The organism is Microbaculum mangrovi, from assembly GCF_051390635.1.
In the GTDB taxonomy this organism is placed as follows: Bacteria; Pseudomonadota; Alphaproteobacteria; order Rhizobiales; family Tepidamorphaceae; genus Microbaculum.
In genome coordinates, this window is the sequence record NZ_JBPODT010000005.1 from 70,489 (window position 1) to 92,287 (window position 21,799).

Below are 21,799 nucleotides of genomic sequence, written 5' to 3' on the forward strand. Positions count from 1 at the left end.
GTTATCGGTCCAGAGGCTCGTAACACCATGATATCTCAGATCGCAGTATCGATGCTGCTCGCCAAACATCGAGCCGAGTTGGCCATGGCGTTCGCGGCCAAGATGCAGAACCCGGATCCGCAGGACGCCAAGGATCTGGTCGAGGCCGTAGACGACACCGTCGCATCGATGGAACGCGAGATGGACGAACTGGCCAAAGGCACCGGCACGTCACTCGACATCACGGTCTGACCGCCACCAAGCACACCGGTCGGGAGCTTCGGAGGCAAGGCCGTCCCGGCATATTAACCGTTTCTTTAAAGCTCGCGTTAAGCCGGTGGCGCGAGAGTCGGGATCACCTGCTGAATTAAAGGTCGAATTCCGATGGATCCGACGCTTGCCGTCTCGGTATTTCTCGCCCGCCATAAGGCGGATGTCGCCCTCGCGGTCACGGCCAAGATGATGGACATGAACCCGAAGGCGGCCGAACGCGTGCTCGAGGCATTCCGCGAAAGCGCCGACGAACTGGAGCGCATCGCCGCCGACGTGGCCGCGGGCACGGGCGACGTTCTCGACATCTCGGTTTGATCGGCGCGTCTTCGCGACCTCTGTCGCGCTTAGCGGAAACTTAAGAGCCGCCCGTCAAGGTTCCCTCCGCCCATATCGGAGTAGCCCATGGAACCGAGCGCCATCGCCGCATCGTTTGCATCCGCCAGTGCGGCCAAAGTACAGACGGCGGCGGCGGCCAAGATTCTGAAGATGAACGCCGAGGCCGGCCAGACTGTCGTCGCCATGCTCGAACAGAGCAGCGAAAATCTCGCTCGACTGGCAAAGAACACCGCTGCCGGGGTTGGCGGCAACCTCGACATAACGGCCTGAAGAACGCGCCGGGCGGCCGACAGACGGGCCCGCCACACCAATTCGTTAATGTCTTATCCGTAGAAACCGAAGTCGTTGGAGGAGATCCGATGGCGATCGGCGGCAAGTTCCACCTTGCGAACCAGACGGCGCAGTCAAAGCGCTTCAACTACGGCACGCGGATGAACCGTCAGGCCGTCCAGCAAGGCGCCACCTCGGCGAAGTCCTACGCGACCTCCCTGTTCTCGATCAACGCCTCGGCGGGCCAGGAGCTCGTCAACCTCGCCATGCGGCAGGCCGTCACGCGCATCGAGGCCGACGTCCAGGCGCGCAACCGGGAACTCCAGAAAGCCGCCGAAAGCTTCAACAGCCTGAACGAAATTTTCGCCTGACGTAACGAAACCTATTGTTGGGTCCCGCCTATCAAGGCGCGCACGACACCTTTCGCGTCGTCCGAATCCCATTCCGCCGGCCCGGCCATATGGGCTATCTCGCAGCCGTCCCTGTCGATAAGCAGCGTCGTCGGCAGCCCGAACGCCCTGCCGGCCTTCTTAAGTTCGCGGAAAACGTCCGTTGTGTGATCGGCATAGTAGGCGAGATCGTCGACCTTCACCTCGGCCAGGAATTTCCTCGGCTTGTCGTCGCCACCGGTGTCTATATTGACCGCGACCACCTCGAATTCGTCCCCGCCGAACTCGGCCTGTAGGTTGTCGAGCGCCGGCATCTCGTAGCGACAGGGTGCGCACCACGTCGCCCACAGATTGAACAGAACCGCCCTGCCCTTCCAGTCGGAGAGCGCCCGCTCGGCACCGGTGTCGTCGACGAAGGTCAATTCCGGCGCTGGCTTCGGTGATTCGTTGATGATCAGGGCCGCCACCTCACCGGTCGCCAGACCGTCGACCGTCGCCGCCAGCGCGCTTGAACTCGAGCAAAGACCGGCCTCACCGTTGCCATTCTGCCCAACGATCCCGTATATGCCGACGGCAGCAATCGCGGCGGCGACGCCCAACGCGCCGATCAAGACGATGCGGCCGCGGCCGGAAGATCTGTTCTGGTCCATCGTGTCTTCTTAGTCCCTAACCGGCACCGGGGTCCGCCCCCGGGGAAATAACGCCATGAGAGTGACGCCATGAGCAACAAGATGTGGGGCGGCCGTTTCGTCGCAGGTCCCGATGCTGTGATGGAAGCGATCAACGCGTCCATCGATTTCGATCGCCGCCTGTGGCAACAGGACATCGCCGGCTCCAAGGCGCATGCGGCCATGCTGGCGGAAACCGGCATCCTGACGCCCGAAGATGCGAAGGCGATCACTCACGGTCTAGACACGATCGCGTCAGAGATCGAGTCCGGATCGTTCAATTTCTCGACCGCGCTCGAGGACATTCACATGAATGTCGAGTCGCGGCTCTCCGAGCTCGTCGGCCCCGCGGCCGGCAGGCTGCATACCGCCCGCTCGCGCAATGACCAGGTGGCGACCGATTTCCGCCTGTACGTGCGCGACGCGCTCGACCGGCTGGATACGGCGCTCGCGGCCCTGCAGCGTGCGCTGGCCGGCAAGGCCGCGGCACACTACGACGCAGTGATGCCGGGCTTCACCCACCTGCAGGCGGCGCAGCCCGTCACCTTCGGCCACCACCTGCTTGCCTATGTCGAGATGACGGGCCGCGACCGCGGCCGCGTCGTCGACGCCCGCAGGCGGCTCAACGAAAGCCCGCTCGGATCGGCCGCGCTCGCCGGCACCTCGTTTCCGATCGACCGCGAGATGACCGCGAAGGCCCTCGGCTTCGACCGGCCGACGGCCAATTCGCTCGATGCCGTCGCCGACCGCGATTTCGTGCTCGAAACGCTGTCCGCGCTGTCGATCATGGCGATGCACCTGTCGCGTTTCGCCGAGGAGATCGTTATCTGGTCGTCGGCCCAGTTCGGCTTCGTCCACCTGTCGGACGCCTGGACGACCGGGTCCTCGATCATGCCGCAGAAGCGCAATCCCGACGCCGCCGAGCTGGTGCGCGCCAAGACCGGCCGCATCTTCGGCGCGATGGTCGGCCTGCTGACGGTGATGAAGGGCCTGCCGCTGACCTATTCGAAGGACATGCAGGAGGACAAGGAGCCGTTCTTCGACGCCCTCGATGCCGCGGAACTCGCGGTCGCGGCGATGACCGGCATGGTCTCCGACATGGAGCCGAACCGGGAACGGATGCAGGCCGCCGCCGGCGCCGGCTACTCGACCGCGACCGATCTTGCCGACTGGCTCGTGCGCACGCTCAACATGCCGTTCCGCGAGGCCCATCACGTCACCGGCCGTGTCGTCGGCCTCGCCGCGCAGTCCGGGCGCGATCTCGACGCTCTGGCCCTGGAAGAAATGCAAGCGATCGAACCGAGGATCACGGCGGAGATATTCGAGGTGCTCGGCGTCGAGAATTCGGTGAAGAGCCGCACGAGCTATGGCGGTACCGCCCCCGCCAACGTCAAGGCGCAGGCGGAAGCCTGGCTGGAAAAACTCAAGGCCTGACGGCCTTCGCGAACGGTTGGTTTCAAGACAAGGGAAGAAATATGGCGTCCTTCAATCTGCTCCTTTTGCCCGGTGACGGTATCGGTCCCGAGGTGATGACCGAGGTCGGCCGCGTGCTGACCTGGCTCGACAAGAACTCCGGCGCGACCTTCGAGACCGAGACCGATCTCGTCGGCGGTTCGGCCTATGACGCCCACGGCGTGTCGATCACCGACGACGCCATGGACAAGGCGCAGAAGGCCGATGCCGTGATCTTCGGCGCCGTCGGCGGTCCGAAGTGGGACTCGGTGCCCTACGAGGTGCGCCCGGAAGCGGGCCTGTTGCGGCTCAGGAAGGACCTCGAGCTTTTCGCCAACCTGCGCCCGGCGATCTGCTATCCCGCGCTCGCCGACGCTTCCAGCCTGAAGCGCGACGTGGTCGAGGGCCTGGACATCCTCATCCTGCGCGAGCTCACCGGCGGCGTCTATTTCGGCGAGCCGAAGGAGATCGTAACGCTGGAGAACGGCGAGAAGCGCGCCGTAGATACCCAGCTCTACACGACGCACGAGATTGAGCGCATCGCCCGTGTCGCCTTCGAGCTCGCCCGCGCCCGCAACAACAAGGTGACGTCGATGGAGAAGCGCAACGTCATGCGCTCCGGCGTCCTCTGGAACCAGGTCGTCACCGCCGTCCACAAGGCCGAGTATCCCGACGTCGAGCTCGAGCACATGCTGGCTGACGCCGGCGGCATGCAGCTCGTTCGCTGGCCCAAGCAGTTCGACGTCATCGTCACCGACAACCTGTTCGGCGACATGCTGTCCGACGTCGCGGCCATGCTGACCGGCTCGCTCGGCATGCTGCCGTCGGCCTCCCTCGGCGCGCCGGACCCGGTGACCGGCAAGCGCAAGGCGCTCTATGAGCCCGTGCACGGTTCCGCGCCGGACATCGCCGGCAAGGGCATCGCCAACCCGATCGCCATGATCGCCTCGCTGGGCATGGCCCTGCGCTATTCCTGCGACATGGGCGACGCCGCCGATCTCGTCGACGGCGCCATCGCCGACGTGCTCGCCTCCGGCGCGCGTACCGCCGACCTGGCCGCCAAGGGCCAGAACTCGGTCTCGACGAGCGACATGGGCGACGCGATCCTCGCGGCCATGTCGAAGCGGGCAGGCTAGGACAAGGTCGGTCGCGGTCCGGCGGGGATAACCGGCGGACCGCGACGCCGTTTTACCTGATGCGCACGGCCGGGCGCCCGAGGCTCAGCCGATCACGAAATCCCACACCAGCTTTGCATTGAGAACGACGATCGTCGCCGCGATCACGGCGGCGAGCACGGTCATCCAGCGTGGCGCGACCAGCGCGCCCATCTTGCGCCTGTCGGCTGCGAACAGCACCAGCGGGATCACCGCGAAGGGCAGTTGCAGGCTCAGGATCACCTGACTGAAGATCAGGAGTTTCGCCGTTCCGCTTTCACCGTAGAGCACGGCCACGATCGCCGCCGGCACGATGGCGATACCGCGCGTGATCAGCCGCCGCATCCACGGCGCCAGGCGGATGCGCAGGAACCCCTCCATGACGATCTGCCCGGCCATGGTCGCCGTCACGGTGGAGTTGAGGCCGCAGGCGATCAGCGCCACCGCGAACAGCACCGGTGCGATCGCGGCGCCGAGCAGCGGCATCAGCAGCGCCTGCGCCTCGTCGAGCTCCTCGATATGGAACATACCCGCGGAGTGGAAAGTGGCCGCCGCCAGGATCAGGATCGACGCGTTGATCGTCAGGGCGAACATCAGCGCTACGGTCGAGTCGATCGAGGCATAGCGGATCGCCTCGCGTTTCTCGTCGACGCTGTCGCCATAGGCGCGCGTCTGCACGATTCCGGTGTGCAGGTAGAGATTGTGCGGCATCACGGTCGCCCCCAGGATCCCGAGCGCGAGATAGAGCATGCCCGGCTCGGTGACGATCTCAGGCCTCGGGATGAAGCCCGAGGCGACCCCGCTCCAGTCCGGGTTGGCGAGAACGATCTGGACAAGGAAACAGGCGGCGATGACTCCGAGCAGCGTGATGATGAAGGCCTCGATCCACCGGAAGCCCTTGCTTTGCAGGTAGAGCACGAGGAACACGTCGAGCGCGGTGATGACGACCCCGATCTCGATTGGCAGCCCGAACAGGAGATTGAGGCCGATCGCGGTGCCGATCACCTCGGCGAGATCGGTCGCGACGATCGCCAGTTCGGCCAGCACCCAGAGGACGAAGGACACAGGCACGGACCACGCGTCCCGACAGGCCTGGGCGAGATCGCGCCCGGTCGCAATCGCCAGCCGCACGCTGAGGGCCTGCAGCACGATCGCCATGAAATTCGACAACAGGGCGACGAAAAGCAGCGTGTAGCCGTACTTCGCTCCCCCGGCCAGCGACGTCGCCCAGTTGCCCGGATCCATATAGCCAACGGCAACGAGATAGCCCGGGCCCAGGAACGAGAGAAACTTGCGCCACGGCCCGCGGCCGCGCGGCACCGCGATGCTGGCGTGAACGTCGGAAAGCGACCGGTCGCCGACCGGCCGTCTCCATCCGGCCTCCCGATCGAATAGTGCGGGCGTCTCCTTCAGCATCGCGCCAGATTATTGCTAATAAGAACTATTCGCAACTATATACTTATCATCTCACCGACGCCCGTCCCCGACGCCTGCGCTGTCTCGCCCCCGAGGCCGCCGCCGCCCACGAGCGCTGCGTCGCAATCCGCTAGCGCGGAGCGGTTTTCATTGACTTTTTCGCCGGAATACTGTTTCGCATGGTCGGCCGCTGTTGCGGCGCAACGAGGATGTAAGGCGATGGCCCCGACGGTCGCCACCGAAGCGACGACCAAAACGGTCACCAAATCGGGCACCGGCACCACCGGCGCCTGACCGTTCGCTCGTCCCCGGTCCCTCTCCCCGGCGGGGCGAGAGGGCGGGCCCCGAGCCGGCAAAGGCCGGTTTGAGGCGACCCGACCCGCGGGGAGAGACGGGACCAGCTTCAAGATCAGAACTGCTGGAAGGCTTCAGGAGACTTAACCGATGGGTTATTCGGTCGCTGTCGTCGGTGCCACGGGCAATGTGGGCCGCGAAATGCTCAATATCCTCGCAGAGCGGGACTTCCCCGCCGACGAGGTCTATGCCGTCGCGTCGCGCCGTTCGCTCGGCACCGAGGTATCGTTCGGCGACAAGACCCTGAAGTGCAAGGACCTCGAGCAGTTCGACTTCTCGGGCGTCGATTTCTGCCTGATGTCGGCCGGCGGTTCGGTCTCCAAGGAATGGTCGCCGAAGATCGCCGCCAAGGGCTGCCTCGTCATCGACAACTCCTCGGCCTTCCGCTACGACGCGGACGTTCCGCTGATCGTGCCGGAAGTGAACGCCGACGCGGTTGCCGGCTTCACCAAGCGCAACATCATCGCCAATCCGAACTGCTCCACCGCCCAGCTCGTCGTGGCGCTGAAGCCGCTGCACGACGTCGCCCGGATCAAGCGCGTCGTCGTTGCCACCTACCAGTCGGTTTCCGGCGCCGGCAAGGACGCGATGGACGAGCTGTGGACCCAGACCCGCGGCATCTTCGTCACCGACGCACCCGAGCCCAAGAAGTTCACCAAGCAGATCGCCTTCAACGTCATTCCTCACATCGACGTCTTCATGGAAGACGGCCAGACCAAGGAGGAATGGAAGATGGTCGCCGAGACCAAGAAGATGCTCGATCCGAAGATCAAGCTGACCGCGACCTGCGTCCGCGTGCCGGTCTTCGTCGGCCACTCCGAGGCCATCAACATCGAGTTCGAGAAGCCGATCACGCCGGAGGAAGCCCGCGAGATCCTGCGCACCGCGCCGGGCGTGCTCGTCGTCGACAAGCGCGAGGACGGCGGCTACGTCACGCCGGTCGAATGCGTCGGCGATTTCGCCACCTTCGTCTCCCGCATCCGCGAGGACGCGACGGTCGAGAACGGCCTGAACCTGTGGGTCGTCTCCGACAACCTGCGCAAGGGCGCCGCGCTGAACACCGTCCAGATCGCCGAGACCGTGATCAACCGCGGCCTTCTGAAGAAGGCGGCGTAAGGCCCGAGGGACCGAACGGTTCCCTTTCGCACGTCATGCCCGGACTTGATCCGGGCGTGACAGGCCACGCCGCCTAGATTGCCGGGGCAGGCCCGGCCCCGGTCAGGATCGGCAATAACGTGTCGACGGACGGCCGCGCCTACGCCTCTTCGGCCGTCGCAACCGCCTCGAAGCGTCCCGTCTCCGGATCGAGGATCCGCAGTTCGCCGGTGGCGATGCCGAAATGGGCGCCGTGCAGCGTGACCTCGCCGGCGTCGACCTTCTCGCGCACGAACGGGAACGTCGTCAGGTTCTTCAGCGAACGGCGAACAACCACTTCCTCGACCGCGCGCTGCATGTCGGCATCGGCGAGGTCCTTGTCCGTCGCCTCGGCCTCCGACTGCGACCCGCTCAGGAGATCGATCCACGGACCGATGAAATCGCCACGGATCTCCTCGAGCTGGCGCCCCTTGAGATAAGCCGCGATACCGCCGCACAGCGAATGGCCGAGAACCACGATGTCCGGCACCATAAGCTCGCGCACCGCGAACTCGATCGCCGCGCTGGTCGAGTGGTGCGCGTCGTCGGGCGCGTAGGGCGGCACGATGTTGGCGACGTTGCGGACGACGAACAGCTCGCCCGGCCTCGTGGAAAACACGGTCTCCGGAGCCGCGCGCGAGTCGCAACAGCCGATCACCATGGCTCGGGGCGCCTGGCCGAGCTTCGCGAGCTGGGCGAGCCGGCCGCGTTCCTCCGGCAGCCGTTCGCCGGCGTAACGCCGGTAACCGTTAATCAGATCGGCTGGAAAGGGCATTGTTGACCTCTATTGTTGTGTTGCAGCGCAATATCCCGCTACGGATTTATGTCAGAGCGGCCAGTTTGGAAAGATCAACGTTGCCGCCGCAGACCAGAACGCCCACCCGTTCGCCGGGCGCCGGTTTGTAGGCTCCGGCCAGGAGCGCGGCCAGCGCCGCCGCGCCGCCCGGTTCCGCGGCAACCCTGAGGCGGTCCCACAAGCAACGCTGCGCCTGCGCGATGGCGCCGTCGGGCACCAGCGCCACGCCGTCGACATGGGCCTTGCAGATCTCGAAGTTCAGGGCGCCGACACTGCGCGCTCCAAGCGAATCCGCGGCGAGGCCGGACACCGGAACGTCCAACGGCCGACCGGCTTCGAGCGCCGCGTGCAGGGCGCAGGAGGTCTCGGGCTCGACGCCGACCACCTTGACTCGGCCGGCATACCAGGCGGCGATGCCGGAGATCAGGCCGCCGCCGCCGACGGCGACCAGAACCGTGTCGAGTTGTCCGTCCTGATCCTGCCACTCCAGAGCGACGGTGCCTTGTCCGGCAACGGTCTCCTCCGCGTCATAGGCGTGAATGCCGACCGCGCCGGTCTTCGCCATGAACGCCTCGCAGCGCTCCAGCGCATCGGCATAGGCCGCCCCCTCGACCACGACGTCGGCACCGAACCCCTTGATCCGGTCGATCTTCACCGGGCTCGAGATTTCCGGCACGAAGATATGGGCGGGGATGCCGAGCGCGTGGGCGGCAAAGGCGACCGCCGCACCGTGATTGCCGCCCGACGCCGCCGCGACGCCCGCCGCGGGCACCTCACGCGACAACAGGGTATTGAACGCGCCGCGCGCCTTGAACGATCCGGAATGCTGGGTGAGCTCGAGCTTCAGGCAGACCGGATCGGACGTGTCGAAAGCCGCAGCCTCCACCTCCATCACCGGAGTGCGGCGCACGCGGCCGACGATCCGCTCGTAGGCGGCTTCGATCTCTGCGGAACCGAGCATAATATGAACTCCCGAGCCACCTCGTAGCCGGCGAGCGCCGCCGACGCAACGTCCCGGTTCAGGCGCGGATCGCCATTTCGAGCCCGAAAGCGTCCCGAGGCGGCAGGTCCGGGTAGCAGACCGCCTGCCCGTCGAGGATGCGCCGGGCGGTCCACGCAGTCGCGCAGGCATCGAGGAAATCGTCGGCCGCCGCCGGCTTCGGCGGCCTGCGTCCGGTGTCCAGGAAATCCGAAGGGAAACCGGCCGCGCGCAGCAGGCCGCGCCGCTCCTCCAGCCCCGCCGGATTGACACGGCTCTTGATCTTCTTCGGCAGCGAAGCGGGCTTTCCGCCGTTCATGTGCAGGAAGCAGACTTCCGGATGGGTCTCGAAGACCCGGTCCTGTAGCCGCGACCACTCCCGCAGCAGCAGATCGATTTCGCGGATCTTCGCGAACAGATGGAAGGCCTGCTTGGAGACGCGCCGCGGCGGCTCGGAATGCCCCGCGGCAACGGCGCAGGCCTTGCGATAGTCGGTTTCCATAACCGCCGCGCGCGCCGGAATCGAGAACACGCTCGACTGGCGGGGCCCGAGATGCCTGCGCACCGCGACCTCGCAGGCCCGCCCGTGTCCGACCAGAGTGTCCGGCAGCCCGATCGGTATGTCGACGCCGATGACGGCGGGGTCTTCCGGCAATTCGAGTATGTCGGAAAAGCGCGTTTGAACCGTGACACGCGGCGCATGGGCGTCGCTGGTATCGAGGAGGACCGCGATCCAGCCGCCGGGACAGCCGTCCACGCCGGCGACCCAGCGCGCGTTCATAGCATCGCCACCTCGGCGGTCGTCTTCGGCGAGGCGATCAGCTTCTGCGCGGCGACGACGGCAAGCTCGTCGCGGCCCGCCCTGGCGGTGACCGCGAGCACGTCGTGAACGATCGCGGAGGCCATCGCCACGGCCGGCACGATATCCTGGCCACCGACGATCTCGCCGAGGACGAGCCCGGCGAGCAGATCGCCCGTTCCGTGCACGTGCAACTCGACGGTCGGCGTTTCGATCCGAACGGCGATGTCCTCGGTGACGACGATGTTCGCGGACCGTCCTTCGCCGCTTGCGGGGGCGGACGTGACGACGACGGTAGGGACCGGAAGCTTGCGCGCCAGCTTGACGATCTCGGCCTCGTCGAGGCTTGGCGCCTTCCTGATCCGCTTTGGCGCCGTGAGGGCCACCAGTTCGGTGACGTTGGGCGTCGCGATATCGGCCATCGGCACTAGGTTCGCCCGAATTTCGTCGACGACCAGCGGATCGACATAGAGCTGGCCGTTGTCGCCGACGATCGGGTCGAGCAGCATCGGAACGCCCTCGCGATAGGCGCGCGCTTCCGCGACGAGGCCGGCGATGGCAACGGCCTGGGGCGCCAGCGCGACGTAACCGGCGAGCACCCCGTCCACCGGATGGGGGCTCGGCGAGCCGAGGATGTCCTGGCCCATCGCCAGGATATCGGGCATCTCCGCTCTGGCGACGTCCCGGGCATGACCGGGGTGATGGGCAAGGATTACGGTCGGCAGCGCAACAACGTCGATGCCGCGGCGCATCAGCGGAAAGCGGATCGCCGCGTTGCCGACATGTCCGCGGGCGACCCAGGAGGATATGGACAGAAGCGTCGCCATCGAAATTCCGCGATCAGATCACTGCGAGTTCGCGCACCGGCCGGCGCGCCGCGATACGATCATAGCCGAATATGGAGAGGTCCAGCGTGTCGTAGCGGCCGAGCACTATAAGCTCGGCGACCGCCCGTCCAGCCGCCGGCGCCTGTTGCAGGCCGTGGCCGGAGAAGCCGTTGGCGAAGATCAGGTTCGGCACGTCGGGATGCGGACCGATGATCGCGTTCTGGTCGAGCGAATTGTAATCGTAGTGTCCGGCCCAGGCGCGTTCCATCTTGATCGCCTCGAAGGCGGGCACGCGTTCGGCCAGCGCGGGCCAGATGATCTCCTCGAACAGAGGATAGTCGACCTCGAGATCCTCGGTCTCCGGATCCTCGGTCTCTGGCGGCGAGATGCCGGTGATGTAGACGTCGCCCTCCGGCCGCACCCAGACGCCGGAGATGTCGACCATCAGCGGCATCGCACCGACGGCGTCCCGGCATCGGAACACGAAAACCGAGCGCTTGCGCGGGCCGACCGGAAGCGCCAGACCGGCAAGCCGTGCCACGTGCCCGGCCTGCGGCCCGGCGGCATTGACGAGCGTCCCACAGATGATGCGTCGTCCCTCGGCCAGATGTACGGCCTCGATATGGCCGATCGCGCTGTCGATTTCCGTGACTTTTCCCTCGATGTAGTCCGCACCGGCCGCCCGTGCGCCGGACTTGAGAAGCTGCAGCAAGCCATGGGCGTCGAACCAGCCCTCGCCCGACAGTCCCAGCGAACCGAGCGCGACGCCGTCCGTCGACAGCCACGGGAAACGGCGACGGAGGGCGTCCGGCTCCAGCAGCACGACATCCGCGCCTTCCGTCTGCTGCACCGCGTGATTGGCTTCCAGCACCGACCGGCCGGGGCCGGAGGCGAGCAGCAGATAGCCCGCCTCGCGAAAGGCGACGTCCGATTCAGCGCCGAAACGGCTTTCGAGCCCCTTGAGGAACGCGAGGCCGAAGCGGGACATCCGGATGTTCTCAGGCGTTGAGAACTGCTGGCGGATCGAGGCCGCCGACAGGGTCGTGGCGGCGTGCGCATAGGTCGAATCGCGTTCGATCACGGCGACCGAGCCGGCAAATCCCAGCTCGCCCTTCAGAAACCAGGCGATGGCGCTGCCGACCGCCGCGCCACCGATGATGACCACGTCGTAATTCGATCGCGCCACTTGTCGGCCCCCATGACACCGGCGGGAAAGGTGACACAGGCCGCACGCGCGAGCTAGAGCCCTTTGTGTCCAGACAGGTTCCATTTGGACGGGAACGGCTCTAGTGTGCGCCGCAAAATCGACCGTGACGGGGTATAAGACGTGACTAAGACCATTCGCCCGCGCCGCAGCGTGCTCTACATGCCCGGCTCCAACGAGCGCGCCCTGGAGAAGGCCCGGACCCTGCCGGCCGACGCGCTGATCCTCGATCTGGAGGACGCCGTTTCCCCGGACATGAAGGCAACGGCCCGTGCGCAGGTCGCCGAAGCCGTCAAGTCCGGCACCTACGGGTCGCGCGAGCTGATCATCCGCATCAACGCCCTCGACACCGAATGGGGTCACGACGACCTGGAGGCCGCGATCGAGGCCGGTCCCGATGCGATCCTCGTGCCCAAGCCCAACCGCGCCGCCGATCTCGACGCCGTCGCCCGCAGGGTCGAGATGGCCGGCAAGTCGATTCCACTGTGGGCGATGATGGAAACGCCGCTCGGCCTCCTCAACATTCAGGAGATCGCCGGATGCGCCGCCCATTCGCACGCGCCGCTGGCGGCCTTCGTCATGGGGACCAATGACCTCGCCAAGGAGACACGTGCCCGGTTCGTGCCCGGCCGTGCGCCAATGATGCCCTGGCTGGTGACCTCGATTCTCGCCGCCCGCGCCTACGGCCTCGACATCATTGACGGCGTCTACAACGACTTCCGCGATACCGACGGCTTCATGGCCGAGTGCCAGCAGGCCCGCGATCTCGGCATGGACGGCAAGACCCTGATCCATCCCGCCCAGGTCGCCGGCGCCAACGCGGTCTTCGCCCCCTCGGAAGCGGAGGTTTCCCAGGCCCGCAAGATCATCGCCGCCTTCGAACTGCCGGAGAACAAGGGCAAGGGCGCGATCTCGCTTGACGGCCGCATGGTCGAGCTGCTGCACGCCGAGATGGCCAAGCGTACGGTGGCACTCAGCGACGCGATCGAAGCCCGCGATGGGGAGTGAGTCCATGAGCAAGACCAACACAGGACGCTTCTTCGAGGATTTCGTCGTCGGCGAGACGATCCATCACGCCACGCCGCGCACGGTGACCGTCGGGGACGTGGCGCTCTATACAGCGCTCTACGGCTCGCGCTTCGCCGTGCAGTCGGCGGATGCCTTCGCCAGGGGCGTCGGCTATCCGCACGCGCCCGTCGACGACCTGCTCGTCTTCCACATCGTCTTCGGCAAGACCGTGCCCGACATCTCGCTCAACGCCGTGGCCAATCTCGGCTACGCCGGCTGCCGCTTCCTGCACGCGGTCTACCCCGGCGACACGCTGTCGGCGATATCCGAGGTGATCGGCGTCAAGGAGAACTCGAACGGCAAGACCGGCGTCGTCTACGTCCGCACGCAGGGCTTCAAGCAGGACGGCACCGAGGTGCTCGACTACATCCGCTGGGTGATGGTCCGCAAGCGCGACGCAGCCACGCCGGCGCCCGAAGCGGTCGTGCCGGAAGTGCCCGCCGCCCTCGCCGCCGATACGCTCGGCGACGCCGCGCCCGTCATCAGCGGCACCTATTGGGACGACCGGCTGTCGGGCAGCCCGCACCGCTTCGCCGACTATCTGCCGGGCGAACGCATCGACCATGTCGACGGCATGACCGTCGAGGAGGCCGAGCACCAGATCGCCACGCGCCTGTACCAGAACACCGCCAAGGTGCATTTCAACCAGCATACCGAGGGACAGGGCCGCTTCGGCCGGCGGCTCATCTACGGCGGCCACGTCATCAGTCTCGCCCGGGCGCTCTCCTTCAACGGCCTGGCCAACGCCTGGCATGTCGCCGCCATCAACGGTGGCCGGCACGTGGCGCCGCTCTTCGCCGGCGAAACGGTCTATGCCTGGTCGGAGGTGATCGATCACGCCGAGCTTCCCGGCCGCGACGACATTGGCGCGCTACGCCTGCGCACCATCGCCACCAAGGACCGCGCCTGCGCCGACTTCCCCTATGTCGATGCCGAGAACCGCTACGATCCCTCGGTTATCCTCGATCTCGACTACTGGGCGCTGATCCCGCGCTGACGCCGCATGAGCCGCGCCGGCGCGCGGCCCGGGATCGACGAAAACGGCCGCGAACGGGGCACCTCCGGTGGATCGGCCGCACGATCGAAGGGAAATCGGATCGTCGGCGGTCCGCGTTGGACGGGCTCGGCATGGCTTGCATACGTTAGGATGCGTTGCCAGCCGGGCGACTGGACGATAGAACGCAACGTGTAAAGGCAACAGCTGTCGGATTCGACGGCAAAGATGGCGGGAAGACCCGCAGAAAGCCATGGCAGACGCGAAACTCTCGGCCGAGCGGCCGCTATCTCCCCATCTCCAGATTTTCCGGCCCATCGTCACGATGGTCATGTCGATTCTCCACCGGATCACCGGCGCCGCGCTCTATTTCGGCATGGCCCTGTTCGCATGGTGGCTGCTCGCGGCGGCCTACGGACCGCGCTACTTCAACTTCGTCAACGGTCTGTTCGGCACGATCCTCGGCCAGATCGTCCTGTTCGGTTTCACCTGGGCGCTGATCCACCACATGCTCGGCGGCCTGCGCCACTTCGTCTGGGACCTCGGCCACGGTTTCTCGCTGAAGACCGCCAACGCCATGGCGTGGGCGACGATCATCGGCTCGGTATCGCTGACCATCCTGGTCTGGATCGTCGGCTACGCGGTGAAGTGAGGAGATTCTAGCGATGCGCACCCCTCTCGGCCGCGTTCGCGGCCTTGGCTCCGCCAAGGACGGCACCGAAGATTTCTGGAAGCAGCGGCTCACCGCACTGGCCAACGTGCCACTGACGGTCTTCTTCGTCCTGCTGGTCATCGTTCTCGCCGGCGACAAGTACAAGGTCGTCGCCGCCACCCTGTCCTCCCCTGTGATCGCCATCCTGCTCCTGCTCGCCGTCCTGTCGGTGGTGACGCACATGAAGATCGGCATGCAGGTGATCATCGAGGACTACATCCACGGCGAGACCAGCAAGCTGCTGCTGATCGTGGCCAATACCTTCTTCTGCGCGATCGTCGGCCTGTCGGCGGCGTTCGCCATACTCAAGCTCGCCTTCGGAGGCTGACATGGCAAAGAACGGTGAGACCGGCGGCAACGGCATTGCCGTGCCGAGCGTCAACGGACGCGAATACCCCTTCACCGACCACACCTTCGACGTCGTGGTGGTCGGCGCCGGCGGGTCCGGCCTGCGCGCGGCCCTCGGCGCGGCGGAAGCCGGGCTGAAGACGGCCTGCGTCACCAAGGTGTTCCCGACCAGGAGCCACACGGTCGCGGCCCAGGGCGGCATCGCCGCCTCGCTCGGCAACATGGGGCCGGACGACTGGCGCTGGCACATGTACGACACCGTCAAGGGGTCCGACTGGCTCGGCGACCAGGACGCCATTGAATATCTGTGCCGCCACGCACCGGCCGCCGTCTACGAGCTCGAGCACTACGGCCTGCCCTTCTCGCGCACCGAGGACGGCAAGATTTACCAGCGCCCGTTCGGCGGCATGACCACCCATTTCGGCGAAGGCATCGCCCAGCGCACCTGCGCGGCGGCCGACCGCACCGGCCATGCCATGCTGCACACGCTGTACGGCCAGTCGCTGCGGCACGCCACCGAGTTCTTCATCGAATATTTCGCCATCGACCTGATCATGGAAGACGGCGCCTGCCGCGGCGTCGTGGCGCTGTGCCTCGACGACGGCACGCTGCACCGCTTCAGGGCCCACAAGACGATCCTGGCTACCGGCGGATACGGCCGCGCCTACTTCTCCTGCACCTCGGCGCACACCTGCACCGGAGACGGCGGCGGCATGGTGCTGCGCGCCGGCCTGCCGCTTCAGGACATGGAATTCGTCCAGTTCCATCCGACCGGCATCTACGGCGCCGGCTGCCTGATCACCGAGGGCTCCCGCGGCGAGGGCGGCTATCTGGTCAATTCGGAAGGCGAGCGCTTCATGGAGCGTTACGCGCCGCACGCCAAGGACCTCGCATCGCGCGACGTCGTCTCGCGTGCGATGACCATCGAGATCCGCGAAGGCCGCGGCGTCGGTAAGGACAACGACCACATCTTCCTGCACCTCGATCACCTCGATCCGAAGGTGCTGGCTGAGCGCCTGCCCGGCATCTCCGAATCCGCACGCGTCTTCGCCGGCGTCGACGTCACAAAGGAACCGATCCCGGTGCTGCCGACCGTCCACTACAACATGGGCGGTATCCCGACGAACTATCACGGCGAGGTATTGACCAAGGACGGCGACAACCCGGACGCGGTGGTGCCCGGCCTTATGGCCATCGGCGAGGCGGCCTGCGTCTCCGTTCACGGCGCCAACCGCCTCGGCTCCAATTCGCTGATCGACCTGGTGGTGTTCGGCCGCGCTGCCGGCCTGCGCTGCGCCGAGACGATCACGCACGGCGAGAAGCATCCCGACCTGCCGAAGGATGCCGGCCAGAATGCCATCGAGCGGCTTGACCACTTCCGCTACGCCGACGGCGGCACGCCGACCGCCGAGCTGCGCCTGAACATGCAGAAGGTCATGCAGACCAACTGCGCGGTGTTCCGCACCGGCGATATCCTCGCCGAGGGCAAGGGGCTGATCCACGACGTCTGGAAGGCATCCGCCGACGTCAAGGTCACCGACCGCTCGCTGATCTGGAACACCGATCTCGTCGAGACGCTGGAGTTCGACAACCTGATCACCCAGGCCGTCGTCACCATGGAAGGCGCGTCGAACCGGACCGAGAGCCGCGGCGCGCACGCCCGCGAGGACTATCCCGACCGCGACGACAAGAACTGGATGAAGCACACGCTCGCGTGGGCCAATCAGGCGAACCACCAGGTCACGATCGACTACCGTCCGGTCCACTCCTTCACGATGTCCAACGACATCCAGTACATCGAGCCAAAGGCCCGGGTTTACTGAGGCCGGGAACCCAAGCGATGGCGACCGCCATGACGCAGATCCTGCCGACCGGCCGTTCCGGGGCCGCGACCGGGTTCGGCTGCCGCCGGCCCGGCATGGTCGCGCGGACCCTGTGGCGCGTCGCCGATTCGCGGCGCCTGTCGCCACGTCACCGTGCCCGTTTCCGCCTTCTGCTCAGCCGCCTCGCGCCGGGCCCCTTCGACATAGAGGCCGAGGATATCCGCCTGCGCGCCTACCCCGCCGACAACCATTCCGACCGCGTCGCCATGGCGCGCGGCCGCCTGCCCGACCGGGACGAACGCGCCGCGATCGCGCCGTTCCTCCAAAGGGGCGGCACCTTCGTCGATGTCGGCGCCAATATCGGTCTCTACGCCCTGTGGGCGGCCAGGCGCCTCGGCCCCTCCGGCCGGGTGATCGCGATCGAGCCGCATCCCGGCACCGCCGACCGTCTGGCCTTCAACATCGCCGCCAACGGGCTCGCCAATATCCGGATCGTCCGCGCCGCCGCTGGCGCTGCGGAAGGAACCGCGGCGCTGCACGCGAGCGCCGGCGGAAATGTCGGCCAGTCCTCGCTGATCGAGGACGTCGCTTTCCGGCCCGAGGGCCACTTCGAAGTGTCGGTCCGCCCGCTCCTCGACATTCTCGCAGACGCCGCCGTTTCCGCGATCGACGTCCTCAAGGTCGATATCGAGGGCTACGAGGACCGCGCGCTGGTACCGTTCCTGCGCGCCGTGCCCGACGCCCTTCTGCCCCGCGCCGTGCTCGTCGAGACCGACGTCTCCGAGCGCTGGGAAACCGATTGCCTTGCCGCGCTGGCCGCGCGCGGCTATGAGCCTTTGACGAAGACCGCGGCCAACACCGTCTTAACCCGAGAGCGGGTCTAGTCCCCGCCCGAGTGCACGCCGACAGGTCGTACAGGAGCTGATATGGTCCAGCTGACGCTTCCCAAGAACTCGCAGATCACCGAGGGCAAGGTCTGGCCGAAGCCCGAGGGCGCCAAGCGCGTCCGCGAGCTGCGCATTTACCGCTGGAACCCGGACGACGGCCAGAATCCCCGCGTCGACACCTACTATGTCGACCTCGACGACTGCGGCCCGATGGTTCTCGACGCCATTCTGTGGATCAAGAACAACGTCGATCCGACGCTGACGCTGCGCCGCTCCTGCCGCGAAGGCGTCTGCGGCTCCTGCGCCATGAACATCGACGGCATGAACACGCTCGCCTGCACCAAGGGCATGGACGAGGTGGACGGCACGGTGAAAGTCTATCCGCTACCGCACATGCCGGTGGTCAAGGACCTGGTGCCGGACCTCACCGAGTTCTACGCCCAACACAGCTCGATCGAGCCGTGGCTGCAGACGACCACGCCGCAGCCGGAGAAGGAATGGCGCCAGAGCCATGAGGACCGCGAGAAGCTCGACGGCCTCTACGAATGCATCCTGTGCGCCTGCTGCTCGACCGCCTGCCCGTCATACTGGTGGAACAGCGACCGCTATCTCGGCCCCGCCGTGCTGCTTCAGGCCCAGCGCTGGATCGTCGACAGCCGCGACGAGGCGACCGGCGAACGGCTCGACAATCTCGAGGATCCGTTCCGCCTCTATCGCTGCCACACGATCATGAACTGCGCGCAGACCTGCCCGAAGCATCTCAATCCGGCCAAGGCGATCGCCGACATCAAGAAGAAGATGGTCGAGCGGCGGACATAGGGCGGGCGCGGGACGCCGGCCCGGCGTCCGCACCGTACGGAGCGGCGCCGCTACTGGGTCCTGGATCAAGTCCGGGACTCAAGGCTGCGTGTAGAGCGAGAACTAGGCCCAAAACCGAAGGCGCGTGCCCCGGACTTGATCCGGGACCCATAGCGGCATCCGCGTCACGCGCTGGACACTGCGACGTCACCCCGGCAGCCGGGTGGCAAACTCACGTCCCCGGGATCGGGTGTCCGGGCATCAACTCGTAGGGGTGCTTCCAGTTCGGCAGCGCCCTCACCCGGTCCAGCCATCGGGCGATGGCGGGGTAGCTCTCGGCAAAATTCACGCCGATCTCGTCCTCGAAGAACATGTAGCCGCACAGCGACAGGTCGGCGATGGTCGTCCGGTTCAGGGCGACCCAGTCCCGGTCGGCCAGATGGGCGGCGAGCACCGAGAAGGCCGCCTTCATCCGGCCGCCGAAGAACTCCAGCACGTCCGCGTTCGGCTCCTTCACGAAGGTCTTCAGGAACCGGTAGGTCGCGGTGTAGCTGGTGAACTTGTGATTGTCGAACAACAGCCAGCGCAGCACCTCGCGCCGTTCGTCGTCGTTTCGCCAGCCATGCTTGCCCGTCTTCTCGGCGAGATAGTCGAGGATCACCCCCGACTGCGACAGCGTCGTGTTGCCGTGCACCAGCACCGGTACTTCGCCCATCACGTTGATTCGCCGGTACTCGGGCGTCCGCGTCTCGCCGTTGAAGAAGTCGACGAAGCGCGAGCCCCAGTCGCACCCCGTCGTCTCCAGCATCAATGCCGCCTTGTAGGCGTTGCCGGACTGGGCGAAGCAGTAGAGATGATACTCGGCCATTCGGGGGTCCGCGTTGGGGTCGTGCCTACCGGCTCATCGAAACGGTGCCACCAAGGTCGAGGCGCCCGTTGTACTGAGTGGCGCCTGCCTTGGCGAGGCGGGCGACCGGGTTGCCCTCATTGTCTTTCAGAACGACCAGGTTGCCTTCGATGCTCCAGGCGCCGACGCTGGTGAGTTCGGGCGACGAGCAGCCGCGCGTCGAGGCGCGATAACCGCCGGTCCAGCCGGTCAGCGTCACGAACAGCTGGCAGGAGTCGCCGGGCCCGGCCAGCGCCCACTGGCCCAGCACGCTTTCCTTGGTCGGCGTTTCCTGCGCCGGCGGCAGCGCGGCCATCTGCTGCGGTTCCTGCATCCCGCCGTCCGTTTGCGAGTCGAAGGGCGGCGGCGGCGGCGCTTCGGGCGTCTGGGCGGTCACGGCGCTCGGATCGCCCAGCGGCTGGTTGACGACCGGGCCGGTCGGCGCCGGCGGCAGCGGGCGAATGCGCTGCGAATTGCCGCTGCACGCCGCCAGTATCGGAAGCGCAAGGAGCAGAACGCCCAGTTTGGGGGTCAATCGTATCGACATATTTGTTTCCCGCCGCAGGTCCCTGAGGCGAGACCCTACAAGCCGGGGCGGGTGTCGACAAGTCTGCCGATACGGCCGCCCCTCGCACCGGTATCGTCGCGCGGCCTTCCGTCCGGCCCCGGCCTATGCACCGAACAGGGCAGGCGCGACGAACACCGGCTTGGGCGTCAGCGCCACATGCTGATCGGCTGACCACTGGCCAGGATACGACCGTCCAGCCGGCCCGGCCCGGATTGCCGCAGGCTCGCCTGCGGTTTGCCCGCCATGTCCAGAAGCACGACCTCGCGGCCCCTGACCTGCCATTTGCCGACTTGGAAGAGGTCGGTCGTGTAGCAGCCGCGCGTCCATGCCCGATAGGCGCCGAAGCTCTCGTCGGGCTTCAGGTCGATGGAGCAGTTGCGGAAGTTGTCGCCGTCCGTCATCTGCCAGGCGCCCACGTATTCGGGCGCCCCGGCCGCGGACACGCTCGTCGTCGCGCCGGCCCCCCCATATCCGCCGTAGCCGGAGGCCATCGCCCCACCGGCAAGCAGCGCCGCGCTGGCGATCATCGCGTTCGGATCCACAGACACGCTGGCCGACCGCCCCTTGGTCTTCGTCACCTTCGTGCGGCCGTCTGCGCTGGTCCAGGATTTCGACTTGGATTTCGAGTAGACCGTGGCATTGGGATTGCCGCCCGGCTTGCCCACGACGCTCGTCGGCGTGCCGTACGTTGTCATTCCCGTCGGACGGACATGGTTCGAGCTGCTCTGGCAGGCCGCCAGCAGGCTCGCCACGCCGCCGATCAGGATGAATTGAAGTCCACGGTTCATTGTTGCCTCCACATATTTGAATTCCGGTCGCACCGACTTTCCGCTGCGACACCGCTGCCGATAGCCCTCCGCCTCTAAATTTCTGTTAGTCGGACGTCTCGCTTTCGACCGTCCTGCCCTTTTTGCGGTGAGAACGCCCGCGGCGCTGCCAGTTCCCCGACCGGGCAAGTGCCGCGGTTTTCCCTTGATTTTCGCTGGCGCGAAACGAGCCATTCACCAAACCGCATCATTTTTGAGCAGAAACGGCGGCCGCCCTTGAAAAGCCATGCTGCAGTGCACAATTCCCCGTCTCAACACGGATCACCATCCTTCAGGAGGCGGACATGCCGCACATCGGTTTGAAGGAGGGCGTCATCCGGAGGGTAAGCGGCACGGAGCGGCAGGATTTCCGTGACCATCTTCTGCGGCTTTCACCGAAGAGCCGACGCAGCCGGTTTACCGGCAGCGTGTCCGACCTGTTCATCGAACAGCATGTTGATCGCCTCTTTTCCTCGGAGGCGATCGTCTACGGCTGGGTCGTCGACGGCGTAATCCGCGCCGTCGCCGAACTGCACCCCGTCGGCGGCCCGCTCCAGGCGACCGCCGAGGCCGCCTTCAGCGTCGAGGAAGGCTGGCAGGATACCGGCGTCGGCACCGCCCTGCTCGGACGCGTCCTGCGCGCCGCGCGGAACCGGGGCTTGAGCCGGCTGATCATGACCTGTCTGCCGGAAAACGCCCGCATGCAGCGGGTCGCGCGCAAGCATGGCGCGCGCCTGCACTGGCAGGAGGGCGACGTGCACGGCCTGATCAATCCGCCGGTCCCCACGCCGATGTCGTTGTGGCGCGAGGCGATGGAAGAGGGCGAGGGCTTCATGAACGCACTGTTCCGCCCGCCGAAGGTCGCGGCGGAATAGCCGG

General features: G+C 66.4%; 25 protein-coding genes. 15 read left to right on the forward strand and 10 right to left on the reverse strand.

Features of this window, described 5'->3' with window-relative positions; genetic code table 11:
- The first annotated feature begins 27 nt into the window (after window positions 1–27).
- The 4 genes from ACSF9G_RS21060 (at window position 28) to ACSF9G_RS21075 (ending at window position 1,229) form a co-directional block, all read left to right on the forward strand.
- The gene (locus tag ACSF9G_RS21060) at window positions 28–231 is read left to right on the forward strand and encodes a hypothetical protein (protein ID WP_436644114.1); all 204 of its coding nucleotides are present in this window, start codon (window positions 28–30) and stop codon (window positions 229–231) included.
- 132 nt (window positions 232–363) lie between these two features.
- A complete protein-coding gene (locus ACSF9G_RS21065; protein ID WP_436644115.1) occupies window positions 364–567 on the forward strand; it encodes a hypothetical protein in 204 nt (67 codons plus the stop codon).
- 87 nt (window positions 568–654) lie between these two features.
- Window positions 655–858 carry a putative motility protein gene (locus tag ACSF9G_RS21070; protein WP_436644116.1) on the forward strand — a complete coding sequence of 68 codons (204 nt, stop codon included), beginning with the start codon at window positions 655–657 and terminating at the stop codon, window positions 856–858.
- 89 nt (window positions 859–947) lie between these two features.
- Window positions 948–1,229: a hypothetical protein gene (locus tag ACSF9G_RS21075; RefSeq protein WP_436644117.1), complete on the forward strand. Its 282-nt coding sequence runs from the start codon at window positions 948–950 to the stop codon at window positions 1,227–1,229.
- An 11-nt stretch (window positions 1,230–1,240) separates the two neighbouring features.
- On the opposite strand, the gene tlpA is transcribed toward ACSF9G_RS21075, so the two are convergent.
- Complete coding sequence (gene tlpA, locus ACSF9G_RS21080; protein WP_436644118.1) at window positions 1,241–1,897, reverse strand: thiol:disulfide interchange protein TlpA; 657 nt, start codon at window positions 1,895–1,897, stop codon at window positions 1,241–1,243.
- A 69-nt stretch (window positions 1,898–1,966) separates the two neighbouring features.
- On the opposite strand from tlpA, the gene argH reads away from it, so the two are divergent.
- Window positions 1,967–3,349 (forward strand): argininosuccinate lyase, encoded by a 1,383-nt coding sequence (argH, locus tag ACSF9G_RS21085; protein WP_436644119.1) that lies wholly within the window; start codon window positions 1,967–1,969, stop codon window positions 3,347–3,349.
- Window positions 3,350–3,390: 41 nt separating this feature from the next.
- Window positions 3,391–4,503: a 3-isopropylmalate dehydrogenase gene (gene leuB, locus ACSF9G_RS21090; protein WP_436644120.1), complete on the forward strand. Its 1,113-nt coding sequence runs from the start codon at window positions 3,391–3,393 to the stop codon at window positions 4,501–4,503.
- An 84-nt stretch (window positions 4,504–4,587) separates the two neighbouring features.
- Here leuB and ACSF9G_RS21095 read toward each other — a convergent pair whose 3' ends face one another.
- Window positions 4,588–5,937 (reverse strand): Nramp family divalent metal transporter, encoded by a 1,350-nt coding sequence (locus ACSF9G_RS21095; protein ID WP_436644121.1) that lies wholly within the window; start codon window positions 5,935–5,937, stop codon window positions 4,588–4,590.
- A 444-nt stretch (window positions 5,938–6,381) separates the two neighbouring features.
- On the opposite strand from ACSF9G_RS21095, the gene ACSF9G_RS21100 reads away from it, so the two are divergent.
- On the forward strand, window positions 6,382–7,407 hold the full coding sequence (locus ACSF9G_RS21100) for an aspartate-semialdehyde dehydrogenase (protein ID WP_436644122.1): 1,026 nt from the start codon (window positions 6,382–6,384) through the stop codon (window positions 7,405–7,407).
- Window positions 7,408–7,546: 139 nt separating this feature from the next.
- On the opposite strand, the gene ACSF9G_RS21105 is transcribed toward ACSF9G_RS21100, so the two are convergent.
- From ACSF9G_RS21105 to ACSF9G_RS21125, 5 genes are read right to left on the reverse strand one after another with little or no spacing between them, the layout of a single operon-like run.
- Complete coding sequence (locus ACSF9G_RS21105) at window positions 7,547–8,200, reverse strand: carbonic anhydrase (protein ID WP_436644123.1); 654 nt, start codon at window positions 8,198–8,200, stop codon at window positions 7,547–7,549.
- 46 nt (window positions 8,201–8,246) lie between these two features.
- Entirely contained in the window at window positions 8,247–9,182 is a 936-nt protein-coding gene (locus ACSF9G_RS21110) for a threonine/serine dehydratase (protein ID WP_436644124.1), read from the reverse strand.
- A gap of 58 nt (window positions 9,183–9,240) precedes the next feature.
- Window positions 9,241–9,981, reverse strand: a complete 741-nt coding sequence (locus ACSF9G_RS21115) for a DUF429 domain-containing protein (RefSeq protein WP_436644125.1) — start codon at window positions 9,979–9,981, stop codon at window positions 9,241–9,243.
- Window positions 9,978–10,826, reverse strand: coding sequence for a bifunctional hydroxymethylpyrimidine kinase/phosphomethylpyrimidine kinase (locus ACSF9G_RS21120; protein WP_436644126.1), 849 nt, complete (start codon window positions 10,824–10,826; stop codon window positions 9,978–9,980). Before ACSF9G_RS21120 ends, ACSF9G_RS21115 begins: the two co-directional genes overlap by 4 nt.
- Before the next feature lie 13 nt (window positions 10,827–10,839).
- On the reverse strand, window positions 10,840–12,012 hold the full coding sequence (locus tag ACSF9G_RS21125) for an NAD(P)/FAD-dependent oxidoreductase (RefSeq protein WP_436644127.1): 1,173 nt from the start codon (window positions 12,010–12,012) through the stop codon (window positions 10,840–10,842).
- A 141-nt stretch (window positions 12,013–12,153) separates the two neighbouring features.
- On the opposite strand from ACSF9G_RS21125, the gene ACSF9G_RS21130 reads away from it, so the two are divergent.
- The 7 genes from ACSF9G_RS21130 (at window position 12,154) to ACSF9G_RS21160 (ending at window position 18,681) form a co-directional block, all read left to right on the forward strand.
- Window positions 12,154–13,038 carry an HpcH/HpaI aldolase/citrate lyase family protein gene (locus ACSF9G_RS21130; protein ID WP_436644128.1) on the forward strand — a complete coding sequence of 295 codons (885 nt, stop codon included), beginning with the start codon at window positions 12,154–12,156 and terminating at the stop codon, window positions 13,036–13,038.
- 4 nt (window positions 13,039–13,042) lie between these two features.
- The gene (locus tag ACSF9G_RS21135) at window positions 13,043–14,095 is read left to right on the forward strand and encodes a MaoC family dehydratase (protein ID WP_436644129.1); all 1,053 of its coding nucleotides are present in this window, start codon (window positions 13,043–13,045) and stop codon (window positions 14,093–14,095) included.
- 250 nt (window positions 14,096–14,345) lie between these two features.
- Complete coding sequence (gene sdhC, locus ACSF9G_RS21140) at window positions 14,346–14,744, forward strand: succinate dehydrogenase, cytochrome b556 subunit (RefSeq protein ID WP_436644130.1); 399 nt, start codon at window positions 14,346–14,348, stop codon at window positions 14,742–14,744.
- 13 nt (window positions 14,745–14,757) lie between these two features.
- On the forward strand, window positions 14,758–15,132 hold the full coding sequence (sdhD, locus tag ACSF9G_RS21145) for a succinate dehydrogenase, hydrophobic membrane anchor protein (protein ID WP_436644131.1): 375 nt from the start codon (window positions 14,758–14,760) through the stop codon (window positions 15,130–15,132).
- Between the two features lies 1 nt (window position 15,133).
- Entirely contained in the window at window positions 15,134–16,975 is a 1,842-nt protein-coding gene (gene sdhA, locus ACSF9G_RS21150; RefSeq protein WP_436644132.1) for a succinate dehydrogenase flavoprotein subunit, read from the forward strand.
- Window positions 16,976–16,992: 17 nt separating this feature from the next.
- Window positions 16,993–17,859 carry an FkbM family methyltransferase gene (locus ACSF9G_RS21155; protein ID WP_436644133.1) on the forward strand — a complete coding sequence of 289 codons (867 nt, stop codon included), beginning with the start codon at window positions 16,993–16,995 and terminating at the stop codon, window positions 17,857–17,859.
- A gap of 42 nt (window positions 17,860–17,901) precedes the next feature.
- On the forward strand, window positions 17,902–18,681 hold the full coding sequence (locus ACSF9G_RS21160; protein ID WP_436644134.1) for a succinate dehydrogenase iron-sulfur subunit: 780 nt from the start codon (window positions 17,902–17,904) through the stop codon (window positions 18,679–18,681).
- A 211-nt stretch (window positions 18,682–18,892) separates the two neighbouring features.
- Here the strand turns inward: ACSF9G_RS21160 and ACSF9G_RS21165 are convergent, their stop codons facing one another.
- The 3 genes from ACSF9G_RS21165 to ACSF9G_RS21175 all read right to left on the reverse strand — a co-directional run bounded on the left by ACSF9G_RS21165 (window position 18,893) and on the right by ACSF9G_RS21175 (window position 20,902).
- Window positions 18,893–19,528 (reverse strand): glutathione S-transferase family protein, encoded by a 636-nt coding sequence (locus tag ACSF9G_RS21165; protein WP_436644135.1) that lies wholly within the window; start codon window positions 19,526–19,528, stop codon window positions 18,893–18,895.
- Between the two features lie 25 nt (window positions 19,529–19,553).
- Entirely contained in the window at window positions 19,554–20,093 is a 540-nt protein-coding gene (locus tag ACSF9G_RS21170; RefSeq protein WP_436644136.1) for an AprI/Inh family metalloprotease inhibitor, read from the reverse strand.
- A 167-nt stretch (window positions 20,094–20,260) separates the two neighbouring features.
- Entirely contained in the window at window positions 20,261–20,902 is a 642-nt protein-coding gene (locus ACSF9G_RS21175) for an AprI/Inh family metalloprotease inhibitor (RefSeq protein ID WP_436644137.1), read from the reverse strand.
- 323 nt (window positions 20,903–21,225) lie between these two features.
- On the opposite strand from ACSF9G_RS21175, the gene ACSF9G_RS21180 reads away from it, so the two are divergent.
- The gene (locus ACSF9G_RS21180) at window positions 21,226–21,795 is read left to right on the forward strand and encodes a GNAT family N-acetyltransferase (protein WP_436644138.1); all 570 of its coding nucleotides are present in this window, start codon (window positions 21,226–21,228) and stop codon (window positions 21,793–21,795) included.
- Window positions 21,796–21,799 lie beyond the last annotated feature (4 nt).

Excerpts from the sequence above, each read along its gene's own strand:
- ACSF9G_RS21105 (WP_436644123.1), bottom strand. The coding sequence starts at position 8,200 with ATGCCCTTTCCAGCCGATCTGATTAACGGTTACCGGCGTTACGCCGGC.
- ACSF9G_RS21180 (WP_436644138.1), top strand. The coding sequence starts at position 21,226 with ATGCCGCACATCGGTTTGAAGGAGGGCGTCATCCGGAGGGTAAGCGGC.
- ACSF9G_RS21060 (WP_436644114.1), top strand. The coding sequence starts at position 28 with ATGATATCTCAGATCGCAGTATCGATGCTGCTCGCCAAACATCGAGCC.
- ACSF9G_RS21155 (WP_436644133.1), top strand. The coding sequence starts at position 16,993 with ATGGCGACCGCCATGACGCAGATCCTGCCGACCGGCCGTTCCGGGGCC.
- ACSF9G_RS21115 (WP_436644125.1), bottom strand. The coding sequence starts at position 9,981 with ATGAACGCGCGCTGGGTCGCCGGCGTGGACGGCTGTCCCGGCGGCTGG.
- ACSF9G_RS21170 (WP_436644136.1), bottom strand. The coding sequence starts at position 20,093 with ATGTCGATACGATTGACCCCCAAACTGGGCGTTCTGCTCCTTGCGCTT.
- ACSF9G_RS21165 (WP_436644135.1), bottom strand. The coding sequence starts at position 19,528 with ATGGCCGAGTATCATCTCTACTGCTTCGCCCAGTCCGGCAACGCCTAC.
- ACSF9G_RS21110 (WP_436644124.1), bottom strand. The coding sequence starts at position 9,182 with ATGCTCGGTTCCGCAGAGATCGAAGCCGCCTACGAGCGGATCGTCGGC.
- ACSF9G_RS21075 (WP_436644117.1), top strand. The coding sequence starts at position 948 with ATGGCGATCGGCGGCAAGTTCCACCTTGCGAACCAGACGGCGCAGTCA.
- leuB (WP_436644120.1), top strand. The coding sequence starts at position 3,391 with ATGGCGTCCTTCAATCTGCTCCTTTTGCCCGGTGACGGTATCGGTCCC.
- ACSF9G_RS21070 (WP_436644116.1), top strand. The coding sequence starts at position 655 with ATGGAACCGAGCGCCATCGCCGCATCGTTTGCATCCGCCAGTGCGGCC.
- argH (WP_436644119.1), top strand. The coding sequence starts at position 1,967 with ATGAGCAACAAGATGTGGGGCGGCCGTTTCGTCGCAGGTCCCGATGCT.
- ACSF9G_RS21120 (WP_436644126.1), bottom strand. The coding sequence starts at position 10,826 with ATGGCGACGCTTCTGTCCATATCCTCCTGGGTCGCCCGCGGACATGTC.
- ACSF9G_RS21160 (WP_436644134.1), top strand. The coding sequence starts at position 17,902 with ATGGTCCAGCTGACGCTTCCCAAGAACTCGCAGATCACCGAGGGCAAG.
- ACSF9G_RS21135 (WP_436644129.1), top strand. The coding sequence starts at position 13,043 with ATGAGCAAGACCAACACAGGACGCTTCTTCGAGGATTTCGTCGTCGGC.
- tlpA (WP_436644118.1), bottom strand. The coding sequence starts at position 1,897 with ATGGACCAGAACAGATCTTCCGGCCGCGGCCGCATCGTCTTGATCGGC.
- sdhA (WP_436644132.1), top strand. The coding sequence starts at position 15,134 with ATGGCAAAGAACGGTGAGACCGGCGGCAACGGCATTGCCGTGCCGAGC.
- ACSF9G_RS21095 (WP_436644121.1), bottom strand. The coding sequence starts at position 5,937 with ATGCTGAAGGAGACGCCCGCACTATTCGATCGGGAGGCCGGATGGAGA.
- sdhC (WP_436644130.1), top strand. The coding sequence starts at position 14,346 with ATGGCAGACGCGAAACTCTCGGCCGAGCGGCCGCTATCTCCCCATCTC.
- ACSF9G_RS21175 (WP_436644137.1), bottom strand. The coding sequence starts at position 20,902 with ATGAACCGTGGACTTCAATTCATCCTGATCGGCGGCGTGGCGAGCCTG.
- ACSF9G_RS21100 (WP_436644122.1), top strand. The coding sequence starts at position 6,382 with ATGGGTTATTCGGTCGCTGTCGTCGGTGCCACGGGCAATGTGGGCCGC.
- sdhD (WP_436644131.1), top strand. The coding sequence starts at position 14,758 with ATGCGCACCCCTCTCGGCCGCGTTCGCGGCCTTGGCTCCGCCAAGGAC.
- ACSF9G_RS21065 (WP_436644115.1), top strand. The coding sequence starts at position 364 with ATGGATCCGACGCTTGCCGTCTCGGTATTTCTCGCCCGCCATAAGGCG.